Genomic DNA, 21,227 nt, shown 5'->3' with positions numbered 1-21,227 from the left:
CGCGGTGTGGGCCGCACGCCTCTCGATGGTCTGAAAAAGATGCTGGATAATAAAGCATGACCCGCTTGACGGCTAGCGCCGTCGGAGACCCTTGCAATGCCTGACCAAGATGTACGCTTGCAACACCTGAAAGTTTGGCTCGATGAGCAGTTGGCAATCCTGTTTGCAGATCAGGGCTGGGGCACCGTGCCCCCGGCCACGTTGACCGCGGCCAGCAGCGACGCGAGTTTCCGGCGTTATTTCCGCTGGGAAGGAGAGGGCCGCAGCTTCGTCGTGATGGACGCCCCACCCCCCCAGGAAAACTGCAAACCGTTCGTGGATATCGCCTTTTTGCTGGCGAAATCCGGAATTAACGTGCCGAAAATTTATGCAGAAGACCTCGAACGCGGATTTCTTTTGCTCAATGACCTGGGCAACAAGACCTATCTGGACGTGATCGACGGCGAAAATGCCGATGCTCTGTTCAGCGATGCCTTGCAGGCGCTGTTGGCTTTTCAGCAATTGCCGATGGTGGCACCGCTGCCGAGTTACGACGTGGCGCTGCTGCGCCGCGAGCTGGAACTGTTCCCCGAGTGGTACGTGAAGCGCGAGCTGGGTGTCGAGTTCGATTCGACCCAGCAACAACAGTGGCAACAGATCAGCGATCTGCTGATCGACAGCGCCCTGGCCCAGCCGAAAGTGCTGGTGCACCGCGACTACATGCCGCGCAACCTGATGCTCAGCGAGCCGAATCCCGGCGTGCTGGATTTCCAGGATGCGGTGTATGGCCCGGTCACCTACGACGTGACTTGCCTGTTCAAGGACGCCTTCCTCAGTTGGCCTGAAGAGCGGGTGCGTGGCTGGCTGGAGAATTACTGGCAGCAAGCCTCGGCGCTGAACATCCCGGTGCAGGCGGACTTCGAAGACTTCCTGCGTGCCAGTGACCTGATGGGCGTGCAGCGCCACCTGAAAGTCATCGGTATTTTTGCCCGCATCTGTCATCGCGATGGCAAACCGCGCTATCTGGCCGACGTGCCGCGCTTCTTCGCCTATATAGAGGCGGTGATTGCGCGTCGTCCTGAGTTGGCGGAGCTGCAGGCGTTACTCGCCAGTCTGCGTGGCGGAGTGACTGCATGAAGGCGATGATTCTGGCGGCAGGCAAGGGCGAGCGCATGCGCCCGCTGACCCTGACCACCCCCAAACCGCTGGTGCGTGCTGGCGGCGTGCCATTGATCGAATATCACCTGCGGGCGCTGGCGGCGGCCGGTTTCAGCGAAATCGTGATCAACCATGCCTGGCTCGGTCAGCAGATCGAGGATTACCTGGGCGACGGTTCGCAGTACGGCGTGAGCATCCAGTATTCGCCGGAAGGCGAGCCGCTGGAAACCGGCGGCGGGATTTTCCGCGCCTTGCCGTTGCTCGGTGACGATGCCTTCCTGGTGGTCAACGGCGACATTTGGACCGACTACGACTTCAGCGTGCTGCATCAACCGATCAATGGTCTGGCCCATCTGGTGCTGGCGGACAATCCGGCCCATCACCCGACTGGCGATTTCACCTTGACCGACGGGCAGGTGACCGATGGTCTGTCCGACGCGGCAACCCTGACCTACAGCGGCATCGCCGTGCTGCATCCGCAGTTGTTCGATGGCTGCACGGACGGCGCGTTCAAGCTTGCACCGCTGCTGCGCAAGGCCATGGCACAAGGGCAGGTCACGGGCGAGCGTCTGAAAGGTCATTGGGTGGATGTCGGAACGCACGAGCGTCTGGCCGAAGCTGAAGCATTGATAAAAGCGAGTCGTTGATATGTTGTGGCCAGGGACTCTGATTGGAGCCGGAGCGGGTTTTGCGATCGCCAGCATTCCGGGGGCCATGCTTGGGGCGTTGTTGGGGCAGGCGCTGGATCGGCGCCTGCATTTGCAGAGCTGGGGGCATCTGCGGGAAAAACTCGGCGGTCGGCCGATGTTGCGCAACGACGAACTGCTGTTCGTGTTGCTCGGGCGTCTGGCCAAGAGTGATGGGCGGGTGACGGACGGTCATATCCAGCAGGCGCGCAATGAAATGAACGCTCTGGAAATGAGCGAGCCGGCGCGGCGTCGGGCGATCGCCGCGTTCAATCGCGGCAAGTCCGGCGGTGACCATTTGCGCGGCTATCTACGGCGTCTGAGTGCCCAGCCCCATGCTGCCGAAGGCGTGTTGCGCGCCTGCTGGCGGATGGTCTGGGCCGACGGTCGCGCCGGCGTCAGCGAGCGTGAACTGTTGGCGCAGTGGGGCAAGTGGCTGGGGTGGACAACGCACCAGATCCAGGCGCTGGCCAGTGATTACGAGCCGCACAAACGCCCGATTGTCAGTGCGGCGGTGAGTTATCAGGAGGCGATGCGTCTGCTCGGCGTGTCGGTGACCAGCGAACCGGCGCAGATCAAGCGAGCTTACCGGCGCCTGCTCAGCCGTCATCATCCGGACAAGATTGCCGGCAGCGGTGCGACGCCGGAGCAGGTGCGTGAAGCGACCGAAAAAACCCGCGAGCTGCACAACGCGTTTTCGCTGATTCGGGCGCGGCGGGATTTTCGCTAGCGGTTAAAAGATCAAAAGATCGCAGCCTGCGGCAGCTCCTACCTTGGAAGGCGTTTCCTGTAGGAGCTGCCGCAGGCTGCGATCTCTTGATTTTGTTTGTGTCAGTCAGTCTTCTGTGGATTCAACCAACCGCGAACCCGGCGGAACAGTTGCTCCTGCTCAGCCGTTTTATCCGGCAATGCCTTGAGCGCGACCTGGCTGAACGCTGAAGTCTTCAAGCGCTTGCTGGCCTGCATGCGTTCCAGGGCTGCGTTGCGATCCAGCGCCTTGTCCATGTAGAAAATGTCGGCCGTCGGCAGCTTCAATGTCGGCGTCAGCTCGGCCAGTTGCGGTTGAGCCTTGGCCGGGGCCTGGGCGTCGACCATGACGAATTTTTCCACTTGGGCCGTTTGCCGCTCGCTCAGAAACCGCGCCGCCCAATAAGCCCCCGTGCCGTGACCCAGCACCACGATGTGCCGGGCACTTTGTTGTTCGGCGTAGGCAATCGCGGCGTCGATGCGGGTGAAGATGCGTTCGGCGTCAGCCTTGGCTTGCTCTTCACTGGTTTCAGCAACCACCTGCTCCGCGACTTCCGCTTCACCGCCCGCCGCCTGCTCGATCGGTTGCGCGGTGGTGGAATCCTTGCTGCCGCTTTCCGGGGCTTTCGGCGCCGCCGGGGTGGCAATCACCCGCGGTGCAATGGCATCGCTTTGCAGGTCAGGCAGGGTGATACTCAGACTGCTCCACTCGACGTCGGGCAATTTGCGTCGCAGCGGGCCGATGACTTGCGGCCAGTCAGCGGTTTCGCCGGCGCCGGGGACGATAATCACCGCGCCCTTGGGCTCGGCGGTGTTGGCCGGTTTCCACAGGGCGAGGAAGGTGTCGGTGCCGGCCTGCAATTGCTGCTGTTCTTGCGCCGGGACTTTGCGCTCGAGTGCTGCGGCCTCTTCCTGACTACGCTCAAGCAGTGGCTGGCGTTCGGTTGGTTTTTCAGCGGCCGGTTGCTCGGCGGTGGAGGCTGGCGCCGGATCGGCGGCTTCGACGGAAAACGCACAAGGCAGGATCAGCGACAGGCACAATGCTGGCATTGCCAGGCGGTAGACAGAGGGCATCGGTTATTCCAGGCCAGAAAAGTATCCCGGCAGCCTAATGGGTTGGTCAGAATTTGTCAGTGTACGAGACTTCAATGATGCGTTTTTGCTGCCTGTGGGTTATCGGCTGGTTGTGTTTTCCCTTGATGGGCTGGGCGGCGTCTGCGCCTGCGGCGCATGCAGTGTCATTGACCGCCAGCGAGCAGCAGTGGCTGGCGCAGCACCGAGAGCTGCGCGTCGGTCTGGTCCTGCAGGCGCCGTACGCGCAATACGACCGGCGCTTGCAGCGACTGTCCGGGGCCAACGTCGAATTGATGAAGTCACTGGCCAAGACGTTGAACGTCGAGTTGAGCTGGCGCAATTTTCAGGATCTGGCGCAACTGGAAGACGCTGCCCGCGAAGGTGAAATCGACATCGCCCCGGGGCTGACCCAGACCCCGGGCGCGCTGCGTCTGTGGCTGTTTTCCGATCCGTACATGCGCGTGCCGCAACTGGTGGTCAGCGATCAGAAGAGCAGCGGTGTGGTGGAGCTGGAGAAAGTCGACAGCCTGGCCCGCGTCGCCGTGCGCATGCCCAGCGCCACCGCCGATTATCTGCGCAGCAATTATCCGCACCTGAATCTGCAAGGCGTGCCGCTGGAGCGACAGGCGCTGCAACTGTTGTTGAGTCAGCAGGCGTCTTACGCCGTGGTGGATGAAGCGCAGCTCGGGCGCTTGTCCGCCGAACCTGAGTTCGCCGGGTTGGTGGTGGTCGGTGATATCGGCCTGCCGCAATTGCTGCGGGTCGCCACGCGACGCGACTGGCCGCAGCTGGCCGGGATTGTCGAAAGCGCCTTGCGAGCGATCCCGGCCAAGGATCTGGAGCGCCTGCACACGCAATGGCTGCAACCCAAATATCCGCGTCTGTCGGAGTCGCCGGGGTTCTGGCAGAACCTGAGCCTGTTGTTCGCCGTGCTGCTGCTCAGTTGCATCGCCATTGTCTGGTGGCAGCGCCGTCAGCAACACAGCCTTGAGCAGCGGTTACGGTCGGCGCGAGAAGACATCGCCCTGCGCGCTGCCAGTGAAGAAGCCTTGCGCCTGACCCAGTTTTCCATCGATCAAAGCACCGTCGGCATTCTCTGGGTCAACTGGGACAGCCATGTGCGCTACGCCAATCGTGCGGCGGAAACCATGCTCGGTTACCCACAGGGCGCGCTCATCGAGCGGCCGCTGATCGACTTCGAACCCGGCCTGCACATGGACCGCTGGCTCAACCTGTGGAAACGCGCGCGGGCCAGTGAAGAAGGGCCGCTGAGCTTTGAAACCAGCTGCGTGCGTGCCGATGGCAGTGTCCTGCCGGCGGACGTCTCGCTGAGTTTCCTGCGGTTTCGCGACAGCGAGTATCTGGTGGTTTATCTCACCGACGTCACCGAGCGTCGCCGCGCCTTGGCCGCCCTGCAGGAAAGTGAGGCGCGCCTGCAAGGCATTGCCGCCAACGTGCCGGGACTGGTGTTCCGCCTGGAGCGCGCGCCGGTGACCGGGCAGATCGATTTCGCCTACATCAGTGAGGGCAGCGAAAGCCTGGTGGGTTACGCACCGGCCGCCATCGCGCACCGTGACATGGGCCTGCGCAGTCTGGTGCATCCCGACGACAGGGCCAGTTACCACCAGACTCAGGATCAGGCGCTGGACACCGACAGTGACTGGTCGTGGCAGGGCCGCATCCTCACCCGTCAGGGCGAACAGCGCTGGGCCGAGATCAAGGCGATCACCCGGCAACTGGAGGACGGCGCCTATGTCTGGGACGGCATCGTCTGGGACATCAGCGAAAGCAAGCGCATCGAACTGGAACTGGCCGCGTCCCGTGAGCAGTTGCGCGAATTGTCGGCGCACCTGGAAAGCGTGCGTGAAGAAGAGAAGGCGCGCATTGCCCGGGAAGTACACGATGAGCTGGGGCAGATGCTCACGGTGCTGAAACTGGAAACCTCGATGTGCGAGCTGGCCTATGCGCAACTCGACCCGGGGCTGAACGAGCGGCTCAACAGCATGAAGCGCCTGATCGCCCAGTTGTTCCAGTTGGTGCGCGATGTGGCGACGGCGCTGCGCCCGCCGATCCTCGATGCCGGGATCGCCTCGGCGATTGAATGGCAGGCGCGGCGGTTCGAGGCGCGCACGCAGATTCCGTGTCTGGTGCAGGTGCCGGACAATCTGCCGGCGCTCAGCGATGCCAAGGCGATCGGGCTGTTCCGGATTCTGCAGGAAGCGCTGACCAATGTGATGCGGCATGCCCAGGCGCATACTGTGGAATTGACGCTGGCGCTGGAAGGCGACGAATTGTGTCTGACGGTCAGCGACGATGGCGTAGGCTTTGTCGCGGCGGCCGATCGGCCGACGTCCTTCGGCTTGGTCGGCATGCGCGAGCGGGTGCTGATCATGGGCGGGCGCTTGCTGCTTGAGAGTGAGCCGGGGGAGGGCACCAGTCTGAATGTGTGGGTGCCGGTGGATCGCTGAAAGATCGCAACCTGCGGCAGCTCCTGCATTGATCGCGTTCCCCTGTCGGAGCTGCCGCAGGCTGCGATCTTTTGCCGTTAAAAACCACAACCGAGGAGAGTGCAAGTGATCCGTGTACTGGTAGCCGAAGACCACACCATCGTCCGTGAAGGGATCAAGCAATTGATCGGCCTGGCCAAGGATCTGCAAGTGGTGGGGGAGGCGAGCAATGGCGAGCAGTTGCTGGAAACCCTGCGCAGCGTGCCGTGCGAGGTGGTGCTGCTGGACATCTCGATGCCCGGGGTCAACGGGTTGGAGGCGATCCCGCGGATCCGTGCGCTGAACAATCCGCCGGCGATTCTGGTGCTGTCGATGCATGACGAAGCACAGATGGCCGCCCGCGCTCTGAAGGTGGGCGCGGCGGGGTATGCGACCAAGGACAGCGATCCGGCGTTGTTGCTGACGGCCATCCGCAAGGTGGCGGCCGGCGGGCGCTACATCGACCCGGAACTGGCCGACCGAATGGTCTTTGAAGTCGGTCTGACTGACACGCGTCCACTGCATTCGCTGCTGTCCGAGCGCGAGTTCTCGGTGTTCGAACGCCTGGCCCAGGGGGCCAACGTCAACGACATCGCCCAGCAACTGGCCCTGAGCAGCAAGACCATCAGCACCCACAAGGCGCGGTTGATGCAGAAGCTCAACATCACTTCGCTGGCCGAACTGGTCAAATACGCGATGGAACACAAACTCCTCTGACGTTCACCGCAATCAAAACTGTAGGAGTGAGCTTGCTCGCGATAGCTTTCTGTCAGGCAGTACTACAGCGACTGGGCCACCGCTATCGCGAGCAGGCTCACTCCTACAGGGGACCTCCTTCAAATTCGTGAATGGAGGCATATCCATTAGCGACAACCGCTTTTGCCTGTTCTTGCGGCTCGTAGCTTGTCGCTTGCCGCTGCGTTTGCCAAAACGCGCCATCCTTGTAGGGCAATCCCTACCCCCAACCTTCCATCCGGCTGAGGTGATTCTCTCCTGCGCCCCGATTTGCGCGGCTGGCGCCAGCCACTAGGCTTAATCCACAGCAGTTACCAATAACAAAGGTGTGGGTATGAGCCAGGTCGATTCAAACGCAGGGGCCAGTGACGTGCTGGTCAGCTTTCGTGGAGTGCAGAAGAGCTACGACGGCGAGAACCTGATCGTCAAAGACCTCAACCTGGACATTCGCAAAGGCGAGTTCCTGACCCTGCTCGGGCCGTCCGGTTCCGGCAAGACCACCAGCCTGATGATGCTCGCCGGGTTCGAAACGCCGACCGCCGGCGAGATTCTGCTGGCCGGGCGCGCGATCAACAACGTGCCGCCGCACAAGCGTGACATCGGCATGGTGTTCCAGAACTACGCGCTGTTCCCGCACATGACCGTCGCCGAGAACCTCGCCTTCCCGCTGACCGTACGCGGTCTGAACAAGAGCGATGTCAGCGACAAGGTCAAGAAAGTCCTCAGCATGGTCCAGCTCGACGCCTTTGCTTCGCGTTATCCGGCGCAACTCTCCGGTGGCCAGCAACAGCGGGTGGCGCTGGCCCGGGCGCTGGTGTTCGAACCGCAACTGGTGTTGATGGACGAACCGCTGGGCGCGCTCGACAAGCAACTGCGCGAACACATGCAGATGGAGATCAAGCACCTGCACCAGCGCCTCGGCGTGACCGTGGTCTACGTGACCCACGACCAGGGCGAAGCCCTGACCATGTCCGACCGCGTGGCCGTGTTCCATCAGGGCGAGATTCAGCAGATCGCCCCGCCGCGCACCCTCTACGAAGAGCCGAAAAACACCTTCGTCGCCAACTTCATCGGCGAGAACAACCGCCTCAATGGCCGCCTGCTCAGCCAGAGCGGTGAGCGCTGCGTGGTTGAGCTGGGCCGTGGCGAGAAGGTCGAGGCGCTGGCGGTCAACGTCGGCCAGACCGGCGAACCGGTGACCCTGTCGATCCGTCCGGAACGCGTCAGCCTCAATGGCTCGAGCGACCAATGTGTCAACCGCTTCTCAGGGAGGGTGGCGGAATTCATCTATCTGGGCGACCACGTCCGGGTTCGCCTGGAAGTCTGCGGCAAGACCGACTTCTTCGTGAAGCAGCCGATTGCCGAGCTCGATCCAGCGCTCGCGGTCGGGGACGTGGTACCGCTTGGCTGGCAGGTCGAGCACGTTCGCGCGCTTGATCCGCTGTTAGAGGCGAACTGATCGCCCCCCGCAATACCAACACCAACCCTGCACGTGGAGAGAACAATAAATGTTGAGATCCCTGAAGTTCACCGCCCTGACCCTGGGCCTGATGGGTGCGGCCAGCGCAATGGCCGCGGGCCCCGATTTGACTGTGGTGTCGTTTGGCGGGGCGAACAAGGCTGCGCAGGTCAAAGCCTTCTATGCACCGTGGGAAGCGGCGGGCAACGGCAAGATCGTCGCCGGCGAGTACAACGGCGAAATGGCCAAGGTCAAAGCCATGGTCGATACCAAGAGCGTGTCGTGGGACCTGGTGGAAGTCGAATCGCCGGAATTGGCCCGTGGCTGCGATGAAGACATGTTCGAACCGCTGGACCCGGCGCTGTTCGGCAAGTCCGAAGATTACGTCAAGGGCGCGATCCAGCCTTGCGGCGTGGGCTTCTTCGTCTGGTCGACCGTGCTGGCCTACAACGCCGACAAGCTGAAAACCGCGCCGACCAGCTGGGCCGATTTCTGGGACACCAAGAAATTCCCGGGTAAGCGTGGCCTGCGCAAAGGCGCCAAGTACACCCTGGAATTCGCTTTGATGGCCGATGGCGTGGCGCCGAAAGACGTCTACAAAGTGCTGGCCGGCAAGGACGGTCAGGACCGTGCGTTCAAGAAGCTCGATGAACTCAAACCAAGCATCCAGTGGTGGGAAGCCGGCGCGCAACCGCCGCAGTACCTCGCTTCCGGTGACGTGGTCATGAGCTCGGCCTACAACGGCCGTATCGCTGCGGTGCAGAAAGAGTCCAACCTGAAAGTGGTGTGGAACGGCGGCATCTACGACTTCGACGCGTGGGCCATCCCGAAAGGTCTGGACAAGACCCGCGCCGAAGCAGCGAAGAAATTCATCGCCTACTCGGTCCAGCCGCAACAGCAGAAGACCTACTCGGAAAACATCGCCTACGGCCCGGCCAACACCCAAGCCGTTCCGCTGCTGAGCAAGGACGTGCTGAAAGACATGCCGACCACCCCGGAAAACATCGCCAACCAGGTGCAGATCGACGTCAGCTTCTGGGCTGACAACGGCGAGCAACTGGAACAGCGCTTCAATTCCTGGGCGGCGAAATAACCCGGCTCCACCTGGATGGGGGCTCTTGTGGCGAGGGAGCTTGCTCCCGCTTGACCGGGCTGGCGCACCAGTGCGCAGCACTCACAAAATTGGCAGTGCCAACACAATTTTGGGGCCGCTTCGCAGCCCAGCGCGAGCAAGCTCGCTCGCCACAGGGAGTCGCCATCCTCAGGCAGGGTGTTTCAACACAACAGAGGTGGTTCGCCACCTCTGTAACGATCAAAGATTTGCGGAGTACGTCATGGCCATCGCCGTTCCCCTGAACGAGGGCGCCAGCCCCACCTTGAAGCAGAAGCTCAAGCGCGCCGAGCGGGTCAACCGCTGGAAAGCCCAGGCGTTGATTGCGCCGCTGGTGCTGTTTCTGTTGTTGGTGTTCCTGGTGCCGATCGTGGCGCTGCTCTACAAAAGCGTCGGCAACCCGGAAGTGGTCGGTGGCATGCCGCGCACCGTGGCGGCCATCGCCAGTTGGGACGGCCGCGGCCTGCCCGCTGAACCGGTGTACAAAGCGGCGGGTGAAGACCTTGCCGAAGCCCGGAAAAACCAGACGCTGGGCGATCTGTCCAAGCGCTTGAACATGGAGTTGGCCGGCTATCGCAGCCTGCTGACCAAAACGGCCCGGGCGCTGCCGTTTGCCAGCGAACCGGCCTCCTATAAAGAAGCACTCGAAGGCCTCGATGAGCGCTGGGGCGATCCGGCCTACTGGCAAGCGGTCAAGCGCAACACCAGCAGCATCACCCCGTACTACCTGCTGGCGGCAGTCGATCATCGTATCGACGACCTTGGCGAACTGGCCCCGGCCACCCCGGATCAGGCGATCTATCTCGACATCTTCGCCCGCACCTTCTGGATGGGCCTGGTCATCACCGTGATCTGCCTGTTCCTGGCGTACCCACTGGCCTACCTGCTGGCCAACCTGCCGTCACGCCAGAGCAACCTGCTGATGATTCTGGTGCTGCTGCCGTTCTGGACCTCGATTCTGGTGCGGGTCGCGGCGTGGATCGTGTTGCTGCAATCGGGCGGGCTGATCAACAGCGCACTGATGGCGATGGGCATCATCGATAAACCGCTGGAGCTGGTGTTCAACCGCACCGGGGTCTACATCTCGATGGTGCACATCCTGCTGCCGTTCATGATTCTGCCGATCTACAGCGTGATGAAAGGCATCTCGCCGACTTACATGCGCGCCGCCATCTCGCTGGGCTGCCACCCGTTCGCCAGCTTCTGGCGGGTGTACTTCCCGCAGACCTATGCCGGTGTCGGCGCCGGGTGCCTGTTGGTGTTCATCCTCGCCATCGGCTACTACATCACCCCGGCGCTGCTCGGCAGCCCGAACGATCAAATGGTCAGCTACTTCGTCGCGTTCTACACCAACACCAGCATCAACTGGGGCATGGCCACCGCGTTGGGCGGCTTGCTGCTGCTGGCGACCGTGGTGCTTTATCTGATCTACAGCTGGCTGGTGGGCGCCAGTCGCCTGCGCCTGAGCTAAGGGGAATTTGAAATGCTGAGTCCTTACATGTCGCCCATCGAACGGGTGTGGTTCTACAGCTTGCGGATTCTCTGCGGCCTGATCCTGCTGTTTCTGATTCTGCCGGTGCTGGTGATCGTGCCGCTGTCGTTCAACTCGGGCAGCTTCCTGGTGTATCCGCTGCAGGGCTTCTCCCTGCACTGGTATCAGGACTTCTTCGCCTCGGCCGAATGGATGCGTTCGCTGAAGAACAGCATCATCGTCGCCCCCGCCGCAACGGTGCTGGCGATGGTCTTCGGGACATTGGCCGCGATCGGCCTGACCCGTGGCGACTTCCCCGGCAAATCGCTGGTGATGGCGCTGGTGATTTCGCCGATGGTGGTGCCGGTGGTGATCATCGGTGTCGCCAGTTATCTGTTCTTCGCACCGCTGGGGCTGGGCAACAGTTTCTTTTCGCTGATCGTGGTCCACGCGGTGCTGGGTGTACCGTTCGTGATCATCACCGTGTCGGCGACGTTGCAGGGTTTCAACCACAACCTGGTGCGGGCGGCAGCGAGCCTCGGGGCTTCGCCGCTGACCACGTTCCGCCGGGTGACCCTGCCGCTGATTGCTCCCGGGGTGATTTCCGGGGCGCTGTTCGCCTTTGCGACGTCATTCGACGAGGTGGTGGTGACGCTGTTCCTCGCCGGCCCGGAGCAAGCGACGTTGCCACGGCAGATGTTCAGCGGGATCCGCGAGAACCTCAGCCCGACGATTGCGGCAGCGGCAACCTTGCTGATTGCGTTCTCGGTAATTCTGCTGCTGACTCTTGAATGGCTGCGCGGCCGCAGCGAAAAACTGCGTACCGCTCAGGTCTGACGCTGATCCCCTGTAGGAGCTGCCGAAGGCTGCGATCTTTTGATCTTAAAAACAAAATCAAAAGATCGCAGCCTTCGGCAGCTCCTACAGGGGGTAATTGTTTAAAGGACTCTCGCGGTCATTCACACCCTGAATACCAGACAACCCCAAACCCTCAGCTACGCTTGTGCTCAGCTCCCAGATCTATAAGAGGCTGCGCACGATGAGTCTGTCCCAGTTCAAAATCGCTCACAAACTGATCACCGGCGCCGGGGCCATCGAGCAACTGGCGGCGGAACTCGCTCGCCTGGATATCGACAACCCACTGATCGTCACCGACGCCGCGCTGGTCAAGTCCGGTACCGTGGAGCTGGCGCTGTGCCAATTGGGCGGTCGTGACTACGAGATTTTCGACCGTGTGCTGCCGGACCCGGAAATCGCCATCGTCGAAGATTGCATGCGCGTGTACCGCGAGGGCGGGCATGACGGCTTGATCGGCCTTGGCGGTGGCAGTGCCATCGACATCGCCAAAAGCGTGGCGGCGTACGCCGGTTACCACGGCGCGCTGGAGGACCTGTTCGGCGTCGATCAGGTGCCGCGCAAAGGCCCGCCGTTGATCGCTATCCCGACCACTGCCGGCACCGGTTCGGAAGTGACCAACGTGGCGATTCTTTCCGACAAGGTCGCGCAACTGAAGAAAGGCATCGTCAGCGACTATCTATTACCGGACGTCGCGCTGGTCAGCCCGCAAATGACCCTGACCTGCCCGCGCAGCGTCACCGCCGCCAGTGGCGTCGATGCGCTGGTGCATGCCATCGAATCCTATCTGTCGCTCAACGCCTCGCCGATCACCGACTCGCTGGCCATTGGCGCGATCAAACTGATCGCCGGGGCGCTGCCCAAGGCTTATGCCAACGGTGCGAATCTGCTGGCCCGCGAAGACATGGCGACCGCCAGCCTGATGGCCGGCATGGCGTTCGGCAATGCCGGGGTCGGCGCGGTGCATGCGCTGGCGTATCCGCTGGGCGGGCGTTTCAACATCGCCCACGGCGTCAGTAACGCCTTGCTGCTGCCGTATGTCATGACCTGGAACAAGATGGCCTGCGTCGAGCGCATGCAGGATATCGCCGAAGCCATGGGGGTGAAGACCGCCCATCTGAGTGCCTCGGAGGCAGCGGATAAAGCCGTGCAGGCCATGACTGAACTGTGTGCGGCGGTGGAGATTCCTGCCGGGCTGCGCAGCTTTGGTGTGCCGCAAGAGGCGATCCCGGCCATGGCCGTGGAGGCCGCGGGGATCGAGCGTTTGATGCGCAACAACCCGCGCAAGCTCAGCGCTGCGGACATCGAAAAGATCTACCGCGCGGCTTACTGAGTCGCGCTCGGTCACCACTCATGGCACAACCCAATCATCGCGGTTACGGTGCGCGCGTCAAAGCATGAGGCTACAATGCGCGCCATCGTGATTTAGCTCAGAAAAGGTGCGTCATGCAGCCCTTCGTAATTGCTCCGTCGATTCTCTCCGCCGACTTCGCCCGCCTCGGCGAAGAAGTGGACAACGTTCTGGCCGCCGGTGCCGACTTCGTTCACTTCGATGTCATGGACAACCACTACGTGCCGAACCTGACCATCGGTCCGATGGTCTGCGCGGCACTGCGCAAGTACGGCATTACCGCGCCGATCGACGCGCACCTGATGGTCAGCCCGGTGGATCGCATCGTCGGCGACTTCATCGAGGCCGGCGCCACCTACATCACCTTCCACCCGGAAGCCACGCTGCACGTCGATCGTTCGCTGCAACTGATCCGTGAGGGCGGCTGCAAATCCGGCCTGGTGTTCAACCCGGCGACCCCTCTGGACGTGCTCAAGTACGTGATCGACAAGGTCGACATGGTCTTGCTGATGAGCGTCAACCCAGGCTTCGGCGGACAGAAATTCATCCCCGGCACCCTCGACAAACTGCGCGAAGCGCGGGCGATCATCGATGCTTCGGGCCGCGACATCCGTCTGGAAATCGACGGTGGCGTCAACGTCAACAACATCCGTGAAATCGCCGCGGCCGGTGCGGACACCTTCGTCGCCGGCTCGGCGATCTTCAATGCGCCGAACTATCAGGAAGTCATCGACAAGATGCGTTCCGAACTGGCGCTGGCGCGCCCATGAGCGGTTTTGAGCAGCTGTTCCCGGGGCAACTGCCACGGTTGGTGATGTTCGATCTGGATGGCACGCTGATCGACTCGGTTCCCGACCTGGCGGCGGCGGTGGACACCATGCTGCTCTCCCTCGGCCGCAAGCCTGCCGGCATCGAGTCGGTGCGCGAGTGGGTCGGCAATGGCGCCCCGGTGCTGGTGCGCCGGGCGCTGGCCGGCGGCATCGATCATTCGGCGGTGGATGACGTCGAGGCCGAGCACGCGCTGGAAGTGTTCATGGACGCCTACGGCGCGAGCCATGAGCTGACCGTGGTCTATCCCGGCGTGCGCGACACCCTCAAATGGCTGCACAAGCAGGGCGTGGCGATGGCGCTGATTACCAACAAGCCGGAGCGTTTTGTCGCGCCGCTGCTGGATCAGATGAAGATCGGCCGCTACTTCAAGTGGATCATCGGCGGCGACACCCTGCCGCAGAAGAAGCCCGACCCGGCTGCGTTGTTCTTCGTGATGAAAATGGCCAACATTCCGGCCTCGCAATCGCTGTTCGTCGGCGACTCGCGCAGCGACGTGCTGGCGGCGAAAGCGGCAGGGGTCAAGTGCGTGGCGCTGAGCTATGGCTACAACCATGGCCGGCCGATTGCCGAGGAATCCCCGGCGCTGGTGATCGATGATCTGCGCAAGCTAATTCCCGGTTGCCTCGGTAAAGCCGCTGAGATAACGTTGGCCGACGCTTCTCAATCCCATTCTGGAAACGCCATCGTGGTGGTCACCCGCAAACTCTGGATGAAAGTCATCAAGGCCCTGGCCCGCTGGCGTTGGCGCGCCTGACTGATTTCTGGCCGGCTCGCCGGCGCGTTTGCATACCTGACTGTTAGCACCTCACACCACGAGGCACCTCATGATCCGCGAAGAATTCCTGCGCTTGGCCGCTGACGGCTACAACCGCATTCCGTTGGCCTGCGAAACCCTGGCCGACTTCGACACGCCGCTGTCGATCTACCTGAAACTGGCCGACCAGCCCAACTCCTACCTGCTCGAATCGGTGCAGGGCGGCGAGAAATGGGGCCGTTACTCGATCATCGGCCTGCCGTGCCGCACCGTGCTGCGGGTTCATGACCATCACGTGAGCATCACCGTCGATGGCGTCGAGACCGAAAGCCATGACGTCGAAGACCCGCTGGCCTTCGTTGAAACCTTCAAGGCCCGTTACAACGTGCCGACCATCGCCGGTCTGCCGCGCTTCAACGGGGGCCTGGTCGGTTACTTCGGTTATGACTGTGTGCGCTACGTGGAAAAGCGTCTGGGCAAATGCCCGAACCCGGATCCGCTGGGCGTGCCGGACATTCTGCTGATGGTCTCCGATGCGGTGGTGGTGTTCGACAACCTCGCCGGCAAGATGCACGCCATCGTCCTGGCCGACCCGGCGCAAGCCGATGCTTACGAGCAGGGCCAGGCGCAATTGCAGGAACTGTTGGAAAAGCTGCGCCAGCCGATCACGCCGCGCCGTGGCCTGGACTTCAGCAAGCAGCAAGCGGCTGATCCGGTGTTTCGCTCCAGTTTCACTCAGAGCGACTACGAAAAAGCCGTCGACACCATCAAGGAATACATCCTTGCCGGTGACTGCATGCAGGTTGTGCCGTCGCAGCGTATGTCGATCGACTTCAAGGCCGCACCGATCGATCTGTACCGCGCACTGCGCTGCTTCAACCCGACGCCGTACATGTACTTCTTCAACTTCGGCGACTTCCACGTCGTTGGCAGTTCGCCGGAAGTGCTGGTGCGGGTCGAAGACAACCTGATCACCGTGCGCCCGATTGCCGGTACCCGCCCGCGTGGCGCCACCGAAGAAGCCGATCTGGCGCTGGAAGAGGACCTGCTGTCGGACGACAAGGAAATCGCCGAGCACTTGATGCTGATCGATCTGGGTCGTAACGACACCGGTCGTGTCTCGGAAATCGGCTCGGTGAAACTCACCGAGAAAATGGTCATCGAGCGTTATTCCAACGTGATGCACATCGTCTCCAACGTCACCGGCCAGTTGAAGGCCGGGCTGACGGCAATGGATGCACTGCGGGCGATTCTGCCGGCGGGTACCTTGTCTGGCGCACCGAAGATTCGCGCGATGGAAATCATCGACGAACTGGAGCCGGTCAAGCGTGGCGTGTATGGCGGGGCGGTCGGTTACTTCGCCTGGAACGGCAACATGGACACCGCGATTGCAATTCGTACCGCGGTGATCAAGAACGGTGAACTGCACGTACAGGCCGGTGGCGGCATCGTGGCCGACTCGGTGCCGGCGCTGGAATGGGAAGAAACCCTGAACAAGCGCCGCGCGATGTTCCGCGCGGTGGCCCTGGCCGAGCAAACCCCGGAAAGCTGAGTCCACACAATCCTCCTCTGTGGGAGCGAGCTTGTGTTTAGGCCATGAAAAACGCGGCGCCCGTAAGGACGCCGCGTTTTTTGTATTTGCGCTAACCCTGTAGGAGCTGGCGCAGCCTGCGATCTTTTGCTTTTCAGCCTCAGAAATCGAGACTGACGCCGACGTTGACCCCTTGCTGGGTAAAGTCATCATCCTTGCGCACGTTGTAGCTGGCGCGCAGGGCCAGATCCGGAGTGAGCTTGTGGCTCACGCCCAGGTTCAGGCGATTGAGATTGGTCTGCGGCTCGTAGCCTTCGAGGGTGAAACGGTTGCCCGGCAGGCTGTTTAGGTTGATGGTCAGGTCCTGCCGGTCATCGTTGTACTCACGCTCGTGAGCGAATTCACCGAACACTTCGGTCTGCGCGGTGATCTGGTATTTGCCCTGAATACCCACGCCCAGACGCCGGGAGTTGCGCGACTGGTCATCGAAAGTCAGCGCCGTGGAGTCCGCGCCTTTTTCCGAGTAACCATCCACTTCGGTCTTGCCGAAATCGGCGCTGACGAACGGCGACAGGTGCCACGGGCTGCTGGCCTGCTGCGCGATGTCGTAGCCGAGGCGGCCGCTGATCGCCAGTACGTAGCCGTCGGTATCGCCTTTTTCTCCACGCTCGTTGACCCCCAGCTGGAATTTACGCTTGAGGCTGTCGTAGTCGAGTTTGCCGGCGGTCATCGCCAGATCGCCCCACCAGCGGTTTTGCTGGTACTGGGCAAACGCGGTGCCCATGTAGGAATTGAGTTTGTATTCGGAGTCAGCGTCGCCGGCTTCGAGTTTCTGGTGGTAGAGACCGGCGGCCACACCCACACGCCAGGCTTCGTTGAGGCGATAGCTGCCGCCGATGTTCAGGTTATAGCCGTTGCCGTCGGCACTGGCGGCGCTGTGCTGGCCGTCGAAATCCTGATGTTGACCGCCGCCGGCGACGATGGCGCGCCATTGGCCCACGGCCTGCCAGTTTTCCCAATCGGCCAGCCATTGGTTGCGCAGTTCATCCTGATGCGCGCGCAACGAACCTTGGGCCATTTCCGGGAGCAAGGTCAGCTCCCACGGTGCCGCCAGCAGCGAATAGGCGTAATCGGCAATCAGGCGCTGGCCGGTTTCGGTCGGGTGCACCGAGTCGTTGTAGATCAGCTTGGTCGGATCCGGGGTAGCGCTGTTGATGCCGTACTTGGCGTTCTCTGTGCAACTGTTGCCGCTGAAGCAGGTGGCCGTCAGGTTCTGATCCGTCGCGAGGCCGAACTGCGCCGGGTTGGCGAAGGCTTCTTTGAGCAGCACCGGAATGTTCAGCGGAATGATTTCAGCATTGATGCCCTGCAACTGGCTGACCAGCTCGGTGTTGAACTGGGCGCTGAGTTGCGAGGTGAAGCTCTGCAGCGGAGAGCCGTTGATCGCCGGGGTCAGGCCGATGTCCGGCAACAGCCAGACCATGATGTATTTGGCGCCGGCGCCTTGCAGTGTACGCACGCTATCGGCCAGGCGATCGGCTGCCGAGCTGGCCTGGTCGAGGCTGAGCACACGGCCCTGAAGGAAGTCGTTACCGCCTCCGGACAGGTAATACAGCGCGTTCGGATCGGCGCGCAAGCCGTTCGAAGGCAGGTAGCCGCTGCGGGTGCGTTCGCCGGTGGCGGACTGCGTGGTGATCGAGTCGAGAATCTGGTCGGTGCGGTAACCGCCCACCGCCCAGTTGTTGCCGTCCGCCAAACCTTCACCAGCGCGTACAGCCGAGGACGAGGAGGCGGTCTGATCAGGGCTGAAGCCCAGTTTGCCGCCGATGATCTGGGTGGCGTTGAGGTTGCGGTTTTCGCCGGTGCCATCCTTGTACAGTGGGCCTGTGCGATTGGTGTAGCGCTGGGTGGCGCCGGCCGGACCGCCGGTGTCCTTGAAGGTCCCGGCATCGTTCAGGCTGTCGCCGAAAACGATGAAATTGGAGTAGGGAGCGGGTGCTGCGTAGGCCTGGGCGCATGCCATGGCGAGCAGGCATCCGGCGAGCGGTACAAACAACGTCTGTTTGATCATGAGCAAGTCCGTTTATTTATTGTTGTAGGTGAACGAAACGACAGTACCAAAAACTTCCGGCCTTTTGCCATCGGTCGTGAACCCTGCAAAAGTTTGATCCCCCGCCGGCCCCGCCATATTGCACGCTCTGCCCAGCTAAGTTACTGTGCCGGAACGTATGAACGAGACCTTCCCCGTGTTGATCGTCAGCAAACTTCTGGATCAAGTCATCAAGGCACACGCCCGTTGGCGTTGGCGCGCCTGAATCTTTTCTGCCGGCCCGGCCGGATCTGTATCGCTTTGCCTTCCTTGCCCGTTTGAAATGCCGCTGTGCCGACGCTACCTGCGCGTCCGACATCGTGCAGCGCCCTGCGGGCAAGTCATCTGAAGGCTGTCTTCAAGTCAGAATTCAAGAGGTTCGAAACGCCATGTTGCTGATGATCGACAACTACGACTCCTTTACTTACAACGTTGTGCAATACCTCGGCGAGCTGGGTGCCGAGGTCAAGGTGGTGCGCAACGACGAGCTGACCATCGCCGAAATCGAAGCGCTCAACCCGGAGCGCATCGTGGTCTCCCCAGGCCCGTGCACACCGAGCGAAGCCGGCATCTCCATCGAAGCCATCAAACACTTTGCCGGCAAACTGCCGATCCTCGGCGTATGCCTGGGCCACCAGTCCATCGGTCAGGCCTTCGGCGGCGATGTGGTGCGTGCCCGTCAGGTGATGCACGGTAAGACTAGCCCGGTATTTCACGAGGACAAGGGTGTTTTCGCCGGTCTGAATCATCCGCTGACGGTTACCCGTTACCACTCGCTGATCGTCAAGCACGATACTTTGCCTGATTGTCTGGAGCTGACCGCATGGACCCAGCACGACGACGGCAGCGTCGACGAAATCATGGGCCTGCGGCACAAGACCCTGAACATTGAGGGCGTACAGTTCCACCCCGAGTCGATTCTGACCGAGCAGGGCCATGAACTGTTTGCCAACTTCCTCAAACAAACCGGCGGCACGCGCTAAGGACTTCCCATGAATATCAAGACAGCCCTGAGCCGTATCGTCGATCACCTCGACCTCAGCACCGACGAAATGCGCGACGTGATGCGCGAAATCATGACCGGCCAATGCACCGACGCGCAGATCGGAGCGTTCATGATGGCCATGCGCATGAAGAGCGAGAGCATCGACGAGATCGTCGGCGCCGTGTCGGTGATGCGCGAGCTGGCCGATCAGGTTGAACTCAAGACCCTCGACGGTGTGGTCGATGTAGTCGGCACCGGCGGCGACGGTGCGAACATCTTCAACGTCTCGACGGCTTCTTCCTTTGTCGTCGCGGCAGCCGGTTGCACCGTGGCCAAGCACGGCAACCGCGCGGTATCGGGCAAGAGCGGCAGCGCCGACTTGCTGGAAGCCGCCGGCATCTATCTGAACCTGACGCCGGTACAGGTTGCCCGTTGCATCGACAACGTCGGCATCGGTTTCATGTTTGCCCAGACCCATCACAAAGCCATGAAGTACGCCGCTGGCCCGCGCCGCGATCTCGGCCTGCGTACGCTGTTCAACATGCTCGGCCCGCTTACGAATCCGGCCGGTGTGAAACATCAGGTGGTGGGCGTGTTCACTCAGGCCTTGTGCCGGCCATTGGCCGAAGTCTTGCAGCGCCTGGGCAGCAAACACGTGCTGGTGGTGCATTCAAAGGACGGTCTGGACGAATTCAGTCTGGCTGCGCCGACCTATGTCGCCGAGTTGAAGAACAACGAAATCACTGAATATTGGGTCGAACCGGAAGATCTGGGCATGAAGAGCCAGAGCTTGCACGGTCTGTCGGTCGAAGGGCCGGAAGCGTCGCTGGCGCTGATCCGTGATGCACTGGGCAAGCGCAAAACCGAAAACGGCCAGAAAGCCGCTGAAATGATTGTGCTCAATGCCGGTGCAGCGCTGTACGCCGCCGACCTGGCCACAAGTTTGAAAGAAGGCGTGGCGCTTGCGCACGACGCTCTGCACACCGGCCTCGCTCGGGAAAAACTCGAGGAGTTGGGTGCCTTTACCGCGGTATTCAAAGTGGAGAATGAGGGATGAGTGTACCGACGGTTCTGGAAAACATTCTGGCGCGCAAAGTCCAGGAAGTCGCCGAGCGTAGCGCTCGCGTCAGTCTGAGCGAGCTGGAAAGTCTGGCCAAGGCGGCCGATGCACCCCGTGGTTTTGCCAAGGCATTGATCGATCAGGCCAAGACGAAACAGCCGGCAGTCATTGCGGAAATCAAGAAAGCCTCGCCAAGCAAAGGCGTGATTCGCGAGCACTTCGTACCTGCCGATATCGCCAGGAGCTACGAGAAGGGCGGGGCGACCTGCCTGTCGGTGCTGACCGACATTGATTACTTTCAGGGCGCCGATGCCTACCTGCAACAAGCCCGCGCCGCGTGCAAGCTGCCGGTGATCCGCAAGGACTTCATGATCGATCCGTACCAGATCGTCGAAGCCCGTGCGCTGGGCGCCGACTGCGTGCTGTTGATCGTCTCCGCACTGGACGACGTGAAAATGGCCGAGCTGGCCTCGGTCGCCAAAAGCGTCGGTCTCGATGTGCTGGTGGAAGTGCACGACGGCGATGAGCTGGAGCGCGCGCTGAAAACCCTCGACACGCCACTGGTCGGGGTCAATAACCGCAACCTGCACACCTTCGACGTCAGCCTGGAAACCACCCTCGACCTGCTGCCGCGCATTCCCCGCGATCGTCTGGTGATCACCGAGAGCGGCATCCTCAACCGCGCTGATGTCGAGCTGATGGAAATCAGCGACGTCTACGCGTTCCTGGTGGGCGAGGCGTTCATGCGCGCCGAAAGCCCGGGCACCGAACTGCAGCGGCTGTTCTTCCCGGAGCGCGGTGTTCCGGTGAGTGGTTCGACCCTCGACTGACTCAGTCAGACCGAGTAGACGCCATCGCGAGCAGC

General features: G+C 61.8%; 18 protein-coding genes. 16 read left to right on the top strand and 2 right to left on the bottom strand.

Features of this window, described 5'->3' with window-relative positions; translation table 11 throughout:
* Positions 1-96 precede the first annotated feature (96 nt).
* Genes NN484_RS03990 through NN484_RS03980 form a run of 3 tightly spaced genes read left to right on the top strand, consistent with a single transcriptional unit; the run spans position 97 to position 2,553 of the window.
* Positions 97-1,116: an aminoglycoside phosphotransferase family protein gene (locus tag NN484_RS03990; protein WP_274658612.1), complete on the top strand. Its 1,020-nt coding sequence runs from the start codon at positions 97-99 to the stop codon at positions 1,114-1,116.
* Positions 1,113-1,784, top strand: a complete 672-nt coding sequence (murU, locus tag NN484_RS03985) for an N-acetylmuramate alpha-1-phosphate uridylyltransferase MurU (RefSeq protein WP_274658611.1) — start codon at positions 1,113-1,115, stop codon at positions 1,782-1,784. The genes NN484_RS03990 and murU overlap by 4 nt, the downstream gene beginning before the upstream one ends.
* A gap of 1 nt (position 1,785) precedes the next feature.
* Complete coding sequence (locus tag NN484_RS03980; protein WP_215500746.1) at positions 1,786-2,553, top strand: TerB family tellurite resistance protein; 768 nt, start codon at positions 1,786-1,788, stop codon at positions 2,551-2,553.
* A 101-nt stretch (positions 2,554-2,654) separates the two neighbouring features.
* Here the strand turns inward: NN484_RS03980 and NN484_RS03975 are convergent, their stop codons facing one another.
* Positions 2,655-3,644, bottom strand: a complete 990-nt coding sequence (locus tag NN484_RS03975; protein ID WP_274658610.1) for an alpha/beta hydrolase family protein — start codon at positions 3,642-3,644, stop codon at positions 2,655-2,657.
* Between the two features lie 74 nt (positions 3,645-3,718).
* Between NN484_RS03975 and NN484_RS03970 the strand changes: the two genes are divergently transcribed.
* The 10 genes from NN484_RS03970 (at position 3,719) to trpE (ending at position 16,249) form a co-directional block, all read left to right on the top strand.
* On the top strand, positions 3,719-6,112 hold the full coding sequence (locus NN484_RS03970) for a PAS domain-containing sensor histidine kinase (protein WP_127647776.1): 2,394 nt from the start codon (positions 3,719-3,721) through the stop codon (positions 6,110-6,112).
* 105 nt (positions 6,113-6,217) lie between these two features.
* Positions 6,218-6,847 (top strand): response regulator, encoded by a 630-nt coding sequence (locus NN484_RS03965; protein ID WP_003228820.1) that lies wholly within the window; start codon positions 6,218-6,220, stop codon positions 6,845-6,847.
* Positions 6,848-7,199: 352 nt separating this feature from the next.
* Positions 7,200-8,324, top strand: a complete 1,125-nt coding sequence (locus tag NN484_RS03960) for an ABC transporter ATP-binding protein (protein ID WP_108591995.1) — start codon at positions 7,200-7,202, stop codon at positions 8,322-8,324.
* A 49-nt stretch (positions 8,325-8,373) separates the two neighbouring features.
* A complete protein-coding gene (locus NN484_RS03955) occupies positions 8,374-9,417 on the top strand; it encodes an ABC transporter substrate-binding protein (protein WP_127647775.1) in 1,044 nt (347 codons plus the stop codon).
* A 241-nt stretch (positions 9,418-9,658) separates the two neighbouring features.
* Positions 9,659-10,906, top strand: a complete 1,248-nt coding sequence (locus tag NN484_RS03950) for an ABC transporter permease (RefSeq protein ID WP_127647774.1) — start codon at positions 9,659-9,661, stop codon at positions 10,904-10,906.
* A 12-nt stretch (positions 10,907-10,918) separates the two neighbouring features.
* Positions 10,919-11,743 (top strand): ABC transporter permease, encoded by an 825-nt coding sequence (locus NN484_RS03945; RefSeq protein ID WP_007966446.1) that lies wholly within the window; start codon positions 10,919-10,921, stop codon positions 11,741-11,743.
* A 202-nt stretch (positions 11,744-11,945) separates the two neighbouring features.
* The gene (locus tag NN484_RS03940) at positions 11,946-13,094 is read left to right on the top strand and encodes an iron-containing alcohol dehydrogenase (RefSeq protein WP_274658609.1); all 1,149 of its coding nucleotides are present in this window, start codon (positions 11,946-11,948) and stop codon (positions 13,092-13,094) included.
* A 113-nt stretch (positions 13,095-13,207) separates the two neighbouring features.
* Entirely contained in the window at positions 13,208-13,882 is a 675-nt protein-coding gene (gene rpe, locus NN484_RS03935) for a ribulose-phosphate 3-epimerase (RefSeq protein WP_003228808.1), read from the top strand.
* Positions 13,879-14,697 carry a phosphoglycolate phosphatase gene (locus tag NN484_RS03930; RefSeq protein WP_274658608.1) on the top strand — a complete coding sequence of 273 codons (819 nt, stop codon included), beginning with the start codon at positions 13,879-13,881 and terminating at the stop codon, positions 14,695-14,697. Before rpe ends, NN484_RS03930 begins: the two co-directional genes overlap by 4 nt.
* A gap of 70 nt (positions 14,698-14,767) precedes the next feature.
* On the top strand, positions 14,768-16,249 hold the full coding sequence (trpE, locus tag NN484_RS03925; RefSeq protein WP_003228804.1) for an anthranilate synthase component I: 1,482 nt from the start codon (positions 14,768-14,770) through the stop codon (positions 16,247-16,249).
* A 139-nt stretch (positions 16,250-16,388) separates the two neighbouring features.
* Here the strand turns inward: trpE and estP are convergent, their stop codons facing one another.
* Positions 16,389-18,299 carry an esterase EstP gene (estP, locus tag NN484_RS03920; RefSeq protein WP_127647771.1) on the bottom strand — a complete coding sequence of 637 codons (1,911 nt, stop codon included), beginning with the start codon at positions 18,297-18,299 and terminating at the stop codon, positions 16,389-16,391.
* Between the two features lie 407 nt (positions 18,300-18,706).
* Between estP and NN484_RS03915 the strand changes: the two genes are divergently transcribed.
* From NN484_RS03915 to trpC, 3 genes are read left to right on the top strand one after another with little or no spacing between them, the layout of a single operon-like run.
* Complete coding sequence (locus tag NN484_RS03915; protein ID WP_127647770.1) at positions 18,707-19,300, top strand: aminodeoxychorismate/anthranilate synthase component II; 594 nt, start codon at positions 18,707-18,709, stop codon at positions 19,298-19,300.
* 9 nt (positions 19,301-19,309) lie between these two features.
* A complete protein-coding gene (gene trpD / locus NN484_RS03910) occupies positions 19,310-20,359 on the top strand; it encodes an anthranilate phosphoribosyltransferase (RefSeq protein WP_127647769.1) in 1,050 nt (349 codons plus the stop codon).
* Entirely contained in the window at positions 20,356-21,192 is an 837-nt protein-coding gene (gene trpC, locus NN484_RS03905) for an indole-3-glycerol phosphate synthase TrpC (RefSeq protein WP_127647768.1), read from the top strand. Before trpD ends, trpC begins: the two co-directional genes overlap by 4 nt.
* Positions 21,193-21,227: the final 35 nt, after the last annotated feature.

The organism is Pseudomonas serboccidentalis, from assembly GCF_028830055.1.
Classification (GTDB): domain Bacteria; phylum Pseudomonadota; class Gammaproteobacteria; order Pseudomonadales; family Pseudomonadaceae; genus Aquipseudomonas; species Aquipseudomonas serboccidentalis.
This window is presented reverse-complemented; position numbering and strand designations above follow the sequence as displayed.